The sequence below is a fragment of the Streptomyces colwelliae genome, assembly GCF_048158785.1.
GTDB lineage: Bacteria > Actinomycetota > Actinomycetes > Streptomycetales > Streptomycetaceae > Streptomyces.
This window is the reverse complement of record NZ_JBLTJC010000436.1, coordinates 1-7957: the sequence shown is the minus strand read 5'-3', so window position 1 is coordinate 7957 and position 7957 is coordinate 1. Positions and strand designations below refer to the sequence as shown.

Below are 7957 nucleotides of genomic sequence, written 5' to 3'. Positions count from 1 at the left end.
GCCCCCGCCCGAACGCCGCCGCCTCCCGCGTCGCCCCGCCCTCGGCAACCACAGCGATCTGCGCATCCTGCGCGGCGCGTACCGCCGTCAGCGGCGGGTGGCGACCACCGCCGCGCTCGGCTACTTCTGCCTCTTCCTCGGCCTCTCCGCGTTCGCGCCCGCCCTGATGACGAGCACCGCCACCGGCGGTGTGCCCACCGGGCTGCTGCTCGCGCTGGTCCAACTGCCCGTCACCTGGCTGGCGATAGGGCTCTACGAGCACACGGCCCGCCGTCGCGTCGACCCGCTCGCGGACCGCTTCCGCAGACAGGCCGAACTGGACGCCAGACGGGAGGCGGCACGATGACCGCGATGCCCGCGACGGCCTCGGCGATCTCGATGACCGGCCTCAGGGACTCCTCGCAGACCATGTCGCTGGTGGCCTTCACCAGCGTCGCCACGATCACGCTGCTGCTGTGTGTGATGACGGGCCCCGACCGCGACGACCTCGACGAGTTCTACACGGAGTACGGCTCCCTCTCCCCGCTGCGCAACGGCCTTGCCATAGCGGGTGATTACATCTCCGCGGCGAGCGTCCTGGGCACGGGCGGGGTGATCGCCCTGTACGGCTACGACGGCGTCGTGCTCGCGCTGAGCACGGCCCTGTCGTTGATGCTGCTGATGTTCCTGCTGGCCGAACCGCTGCGCAACGCGGGCCGGTTCACGATGGGCGACGCGCTCGCCCGCCGGATGCCGGGGCGGTCCGTGCGGATCGTCGCGTGCACGGTGACGATCATCGCCCTGCTGCCGCTGATGCTGGTGCAACTCGCGGGCGCGGGACAGCTGTTGGCGTTCATCCTCGGCTTCTCCAGCGACTTCCTCCAGACCGGCTGCATCATCGGCCTGGGCGCGCTGATGATCAGCTACGCGGCGATCGGCGGCATGAAGGGCACCGCCCTCATCCAGATCCTGAAGATCGTGATGCTGCTCGGGTCGGGCATCGTGATCGCCGCCCTCGTACTGAACCGTTTCCACTGGGACCTGGGCGCCTTCTTCGACACGGCGGCGCGGCGGAGCGGGGTCGGACCGGCCTTCCTGCACTCGGGACTCGAGTTCGCGGGCGGACCAAGTCCCCGGCTGGACATGATCAGTTCACAGTTGACGGTCGTCATCGGCGGCGCCTGCCTCCCGCACATCACGATGCGCATGTACACCGCGTCGAGCGCCCGGCAGGTGCGGCGGTCGATGTCGTGGGCGGTGTCGAGCGTGGCGCTGTTCGTGGTGATCGTGACGGTCGTCGGGTTCGGTGCGACGGCGCTGCTCGGCCGGGCGGCGATCGCGCAGGCCGACCCGCAGGGCAACACGGCGTATCTCCTCGGCTCCCGGGCGGTGTTCGGGGCCGACGTGTCGACGGCGGAGACCCTCCTCTTCACCACCGTCACCACGGCGATCTTCCTCACCCTGCTCGCCTCCGTCGCCGGGATGATCCTCGCCTGCGCCAACTCCCTTGCCCACGACGTCTTCGCGACCCGGGTCCAGGAGATGCCGGTCCGCCGCGAGATGACACTGGCCCGCTACTCGGCGCTGGCGGTGGGCGTTCCGGCGATCCTGCTCGCGACACTGATCCAGCACCGGGGCCTGCAACCCCTCGTCACCCTGTCCTTCTGCCTGGGCGCCTCGGCCATAGCGCCCGCCCTCGTCTACAGCCTCTTCTGGCGCCGCTACACCCGAACGGGCCTGCTCAGCACGCTCATCGGCGGCACCCTCTCCGTCCTGCTGCTGATGCCGGGCACCAACCTGGTCTCCGGCTCGCCCGCCGCCGCCTTCCCGAACACCGACTTCACCTGGTTCCCGTTCACCACGACGGGCCTGGTCACGATCCCCCTCGGCTTCGCCTGCGGCTGGCTGGGCACGGTCGCCTCGGGCCGTCGCAAGGAGGAGGAACAGCGCAGGCGGTACGACGCGATGGAGGGGTGGATCCTGGCGGGCGCGGTACGGAGCGACAGTGGCGGGACACACGGCGAGACACCGCATGACCGACGCAAAAGCCCCGCGTGACTGTCGTCATAGCCGTGCATGACTCGTTCTTTGCCACACCACCACCTCGACTCCCGCTGTTCACCGCTCCTTTCCAGACTCTGCACGTCCGAGCGTGAAGGTCCCTGCATTCAGCGGGAGTTGAACATGAGCCACGGCCACAGTCACGGCGACCACGGTCACCACCACCATCACCACCACGGGGACGGGGACACCTCGTCACTGCCGCCCGCCCTCGACACGTCCGTACCGGACGAGGAGTTGACGCCCAGTCAGCTGTCCCGGAGAGGCATGCTGCGCCGAACGGGCCTGCTGGGCGCGGGACTCGCGGCGGGCGGCGTGCTCGCCGGCGCGGGGGAGGCAGCCGCGTCGGCCCAGCAGGCGGCGGCGCGGCAGCAGGCGACCCAGAAGTCGCGTGGCGGTGGCTACTTGTGGCTGGCCGGCGACCACCACATCCACACGCAGTACAGCAGCGACGCGAAGTACCGGGTCATCGACCACGTACGCCAGGCGAACGCGCACGGCCTGGACTGGATGGTCATCACCGACCACGGCAGCGTCACGCACGCCAAGATCGGTGTGGAGAAGGTCAATCCGGACATCGTCGAGGCCCGCGACCAGACCGACGACACCCTCGTCTTCCAGGGCCTGGAGTGGAACATCCCGGGCGCAGAGCACGGCACGGTGTTCGTACACCCGGGCTCCAACGAGGTGGCCGTACTCAAGGAGTTCGAGAACTCCTTCGACGGCAGCGTGAAGAACGCGAGCGGCAACTCGCCCGCCAACGAGGCCCTCGCCATCGCGGGCGTCAACTTCCTCGCCGACCAGGTCCGCCGCCGCAAGGTCAAGGACGCGCTGTTCCTGGCCAACCACCCGGCGCGCAAGGGCATCGACTCCCCGCACGAGATCCGCGGCTGGCGGGACGCACAGCCCACGATCGCGGTCGGCATGGAGGGCGCCCCCGGCCACCAGGCGGGCGGCATCCCGAAGCCGAACGGCCCGGGCGGCGGACGCGGCATCTACGACGGCAGCCCGAGCGCGGACTCCTTCCCCGGTTACCCGCTGGAGAGTTACCGCACCTGGGGCGGCTTCGACTGGATGACGTCGACGGTCGGCGGCCTGTGGGACAGCCTCCTCGCCGAGGGCAAGCCCTGGTGGATCACCGCCAACTCAGACTCGCACAACGTCTACGCGGACACCGCCGTACGCGGCCCGGGCGGCGACTTCAACGCCAACGGCCGCTACGAGGACCCGGTTTACGGCACCGGCGTCAGCCTCACCGACACCGACTTCTGGCCGGGCCAGTACTCCCGCACCCACGTCGGCGCATCGTCCTTCGCCTACAAGGCGGTCATGGACGGCATCCGCGCGGGCCGCGTCTGGGTCGACCACGGCGGCCTGATCAGCGGCCTCGACGCCCGCCTCTCCTACGGCGGCCGCGAGGTCACCCTCGGCGGCACGCTGCACGTACGCCGAGGCGCACAGGTGGACCTGACCATCAGGATAAGCCTGTCCAACGGCCCCAACTGGGCCCAGTTCCAACCGACTCTGGCCCGAGTCGACGTCATCCAGGGCGACGTCACCGGCCCGGTCAAGGACCGCGATGTGTTCGCCACCCCGACGACAAAGGTCGTCAAGTCCTTCGAGGTCGACAAGTCCACCGGCACCGTCCGCCTCACGTACTCCCTCGGCCGCCTCGACAAGCCGGTCTACGTCCGCCTCCGCGGCACCGACGGCAACCGCTCCGCCGTAGGCATCAACGGAGCGGCCGTAGACCCCGCAGGCCCCGCGATGGACGTCCTCGGCGACGCCGACCCGTGGAAGGACCTCTGGTTCTACTCCAACCCGATGTGGGTCCTCCCCGCATGACCACGTCCTACGACCCGTCCGGCGTCCACCCCGTCATCGGGGTGGACGCCGGCACGACCACCCTCCGCGAGTCGGACCACCTGATCCGCGACCTGAGAACCACCCTTGAGCTTCCACCGGGGACGGTCGCCTGTACTCACCTGATCCGGACGGAGGGGCGGAGGGGTACGGCGGTTTCACTCGCCCTGCCGGAGGAGGGCTCAGCGGAGGAGACCTGGCAACGGCTCACGGCGACGGAGATGGGCGCGGCCCTGCACGACCGCAGACACGGTCCCGCCGAGGCGGCTGCCGCGGCCGCGGCGGAACACGCGGCGCGCCGGTCGGGCCGGGCGGTGCTCTACGCCGGCGTGGAACGCCTCACCGGAACAGTCACCGTGGCCGACCTACTGAAGTCAACGGCGATCGACCAACTGACGGTGGTAGGAGCCCCGTTGACCACCCCGGACCCCACCACCCCGATCCTCACCCAGGACCACGTACGCCCTGAGTGGCGCGAGGGCCACCTGATCCTGGCCCTGGTCCCGGCGGTGGGCAACACCCTGGCCCCGTTCGAGGTCCCCAACCCGACACCTTGTTGCGCGGATCACGGCGATTAGGCTGGAGGCGGTCCGAAATTCACAACGCGCACTTGATCGGCTGTGTACCGTAAGGATCTTCGGACGCAGACGCGGGACTGATTACGGGGGCGTACCGCCATGACGCGCGAGCCGGACGCGGCACCAGCACACCCACCGATGCCGTCGCAGCCGCCACGGCCCACCCTCCCGGAACCTCCGGAACCCGGCCACGGGCCGCCGAAGTGGTCGTGGTGGGTCGTCGGCATCGTGATCCCCGTGTTCGGCCTGGTCGTCACGCTGATCACGCAGTCAGGGAACAACGGCTCACACGGCGCGCCCGTCACGTCGCCGACGACGTCCCAGGAGCAGGCGGCCGCCGATCCCACCGAGACACCCACAGAGACACCAGCCGACGATGTCGTGACCACATCGTCTCCGTCACCGTCACCCTCGCAGACGACGAAGATCCTAAAGACAGGGGATTTCACGCTCCTCGACGGATACAGCGCCGACCTCGAACACGGCACGGTCGGAGCGTCGGTGAAGAACCCTGACATGGCGTGGGACGGTGGCGACGAATTCTCGGCCATGAACGGGCGCGTGGCCGACACCCGTAAGGGGGCAACTCCAAAGACCTGCGCGGAAGCCCTCGAGAGTCCGTCATCGACAGGGTGGATGGTCCCCGGCCTGGAAGGGACATGGTTCTGCATGCCGACCAGCGCGAACCACTTGGCGGCCGTCGAGTGGCTGGGCTCCGAAGACGGCGGGATCCGGTACCACTACATCGTCTGGGACATGACCGCTCCCTCCGGCGACGACTAGCTCAGCCGCGCACCGCGCCCCCGCTCACTCCGCCGCAGCCCGCCCAGTAAGCGCGGTCAAACTACTCCGCACATGATCCATATGCGCCTGCACGTCATCCCAGGTCTCCCCATGCTCGCGCAGCACCCGCTCCGTATCCCGAGCAACCCGCTCCGCCCGCACCCGAGCCTCCGCCACCACCTCGGCCGCCCGCTCAGCCGCCTCCTCCTGCCGCCGCCGATCCGACAACTCCGCCTCGGCAAAAGCCTGTTGCGCCTCACTCAACGCCGCTTCCGCCCGAGCCGCCCGCTCGGCGTACTGCGCATCCAGAGCAGCCGCCCGCTCCGCCGCCTCCCGCTCAGCCAGGGCCCACCGCTCCTCGTGCTCCTTGGCCTGCTCCCCCAACATCCCGGCGGTCCGCTGCCGTACCTCACGCAACGCGCCCAGCGCCTCCGTGCGCCCCTCCTTCACCTCGCGCCGAGCCCCGACCCGGATGTCGTCGGCTTCGGCGCGGGCCGCGAGGAGTCGCTGCCGGGCGCGTTCCTCGACCTCGGCGCGGAGCGCGTCGGCGTCGTCGCGCGCCGCTTGGAGCACGCTCGCGGCACGCGCCTCGGCCCGCGCGACCTGTTCGTCCGCCGCACGCCGCGCCGACTCCCGTAGAGCCGCCGCTTCCTCCACCCCCAGCTGGAACAACCGCTGCGCCCGCTCACCCAGCGCCTCGTACGTCTGCGGAGCCAGCCGGGACACGGCGACCCGCATCCGCTCGGCCTCCGCCTCCATGTCGTTGGCCAGTACGGTCAACCGCGCGGCCCGTTCCCAGGCCGCGTCCCGGTACTGCGAGATCGCCGCCGCGTACGCGTCGACCTGGTCGGGGCGGTAGCCGCGCCCCCGTACTGCCACGAAGCCACGTGGTGACACCGATGCGCTGCTCATCCTGGAACCCCTCTCCATCCGACGGACACGACATGACGATTTGCCGCATATCTTGATGGATCGGGCGTAAGTGTTCATAACGCGACACTCCGCAGACAGGTCACGGGCATCGGGCGACACAAAAGGGCCGGACCCGATCACACGACCGGGCCCGGCCCTTCAATACAGTCCAATACAGCTCAATACAGCCTGTTCAGCGGATCGGGTTCACAACAACCCGTCCCACATCTGCTCCAGCAACACCGACCACCAGCTCTCCGGCGACCCCAGCGCCGCCGGGTCCAGCGAAGCGAGCTGCGCCTGGAAGTCGACGGTCCAACGGCCCGCCTGCTCCTGGTTGAGCCCGTACCGCAGTCGCCACATCCGGCCCAGCAGCGCCAGACAGCGCGCGAACTCGGGCAGCCCTGTGTTCACGAACTGCGGCGGTACGGGCGCACCGCCCGGCCCCGCCTCCACGGGCACGGCGACGATGTTGGCCGTGCCGTACTGGACGCAGATCGCGCGGCCGAAGTCGCTGCCCATGACGAGGTACGAGCCCGCGTCGGCGGACGGCCGCACCCCGCGCTCCTGCGCGAGTTCGGCCAACGTCGGTACGGGGCGCCCCGGTTGGGCCTGCGCCCAGAAGAACGGGCTCATGTCCATCGGCAGTCCCGCCGCGACCAGCGTGTGCGCGACGACCGGCGGTACGCCCTGCCGGGACACCGCAGCCTGCTCGAACCGGAACACGCCCGGCCCGAAGGCGCCCGCCAGTTCCTGCGCGATCGCCTCCGGCGGGATCGGCGGCGTCGGCTGCACGGGCGGCAACGGCGCCCGCACCGGGGCGAGTCGGGCCGGCCCGTCGGCGACCTGGTGCAACTCGCCCTGGTGGGCGATGAGTTCCCGCATCCCCTGCTGCCGGCTCGCGTGATCCGTGCCGTACGGCGCGATGCTCGCGATGCGGGCCTGCGGCCACTGTTCGCGGATCATCCGCGCGCAGTACGCGCCCGGCAGTTCGCAGGACTCCAACTCCGTGTGCAGTTCGAGTACTTGGTCCGGCGGGATGTTCATGCCGCGCAGCTCGTGGAAGATCTGCCACTCCGGGTGCGGCGTCCCCGGCGCGGACCGCCGGATCAGCTGCTGCTCGGAACCGTCCGGCGCGCGGTACCGCAACACGGCCTGATAACCGGGTCCTACGGTCGGCTGCCCCTGCTGCGGATAGCCGTAGGCGGGCTGCTGCTGCCCGGGGAACGGCTGACCGGGAGCGGGCATGGGCTGACCGGGAGCGGGCTGACCGGGCATCTGCTGCCCCGGGTGCGGCATGGCACCCGGAGGCATCGCTCCGGGAGGTACCGCGCCCGGCGCCATCGGCTGCGGCGGAGCGCCCGGCGGCATACCGGGGCCGCCCAACGCACCGGGCGCGCCCGGGAATTGCGGCGGCGGAGGCGCACCGGGCCCACCCACCGGGGGCCCGGCGAGCATGGTCTCCGCATGGTGCACGGCACCGGGGGCACCACCCTGCGAACCGGGAGCGCCGGGCGCCCCAGGGGCGTTCGGCGGCTGAGGCGCACCGGGAGAGCCGGGCGGCTTGGGCGCACCCGGAACCCCCGGTACACCCGGGGCACCCGGCGGCTGCGGAGCCCTCGGCCCCGCAGCGCCAGGCCCAGGCCCACCCTGTCCCGGGTCGGCAAACATCGTCGCGGCATGGTGCACCCCACCCGGAGGCGTACCCCCAGGAGTGTTCGGAGCACCAGGCGCACCGGGCGGCTGCGGAGCACCGGGCCCCTCCGGACCGGGCCCCTCCC

The 7957-nt window shown here is 70.7% G+C and carries 7 protein-coding genes; 5 read left to right on the top strand and 2 right to left on the bottom strand.

What is annotated here, in order from left to right; all coding sequences use genetic code 11:
* The 5 genes from ACNFOC_RS46760 to ACNFOC_RS46740 all read left to right on the top strand — a co-directional run.
* Nucleotides 1–346: DUF485 domain-containing protein (locus tag ACNFOC_RS46760; RefSeq protein ID WP_416965090.1), on the top strand; the 346-nt coding region annotated here is incomplete at its 5' end.
* A complete protein-coding gene (locus ACNFOC_RS46755) occupies nt 343–2037 on the top strand; it encodes a sodium/solute symporter (RefSeq protein ID WP_416965089.1) in 1695 nt (564 codons plus the stop codon). The genes ACNFOC_RS46760 and ACNFOC_RS46755, both read left to right, overlap by 4 nt.
* Nucleotides 2038–2163: 126 nt before the next feature.
* Nucleotides 2164–3885, top strand: coding sequence for a PHP domain-containing protein (locus ACNFOC_RS46750; RefSeq protein ID WP_416965088.1), 1722 nt, complete (start codon nt 2164–2166; stop codon nt 3883–3885).
* Nucleotides 3882–4481, top strand: coding sequence for a hypothetical protein (locus ACNFOC_RS46745; protein WP_416965087.1), 600 nt, complete (start codon nt 3882–3884; stop codon nt 4479–4481). The genes ACNFOC_RS46750 and ACNFOC_RS46745 overlap by 4 nt, the downstream gene beginning before the upstream one ends.
* A 237-nt stretch (nt 4482–4718) precedes the next feature.
* Nucleotides 4719–5264, top strand: coding sequence for a hypothetical protein (locus ACNFOC_RS46740; RefSeq protein ID WP_416965086.1), 546 nt, complete (start codon nt 4719–4721; stop codon nt 5262–5264).
* A gap of 24 nt (nt 5265–5288) precedes the next feature.
* Here the strand turns inward: ACNFOC_RS46740 and ACNFOC_RS46735 are convergent, their stop codons facing one another.
* The gene (locus ACNFOC_RS46735) at nt 5289–6176 is read right to left on the bottom strand and encodes a DivIVA domain-containing protein (RefSeq protein WP_416965085.1); all 888 of its coding nucleotides are present in this window, start codon (nt 6174–6176) and stop codon (nt 5289–5291) included.
* Between the two features lie 207 nt (nt 6177–6383).
* Nucleotides 6384–7957: SUKH-4 family immunity protein (locus ACNFOC_RS46730; protein WP_416965084.1), on the bottom strand; the 1574-nt coding region annotated here is incomplete at its 5' end.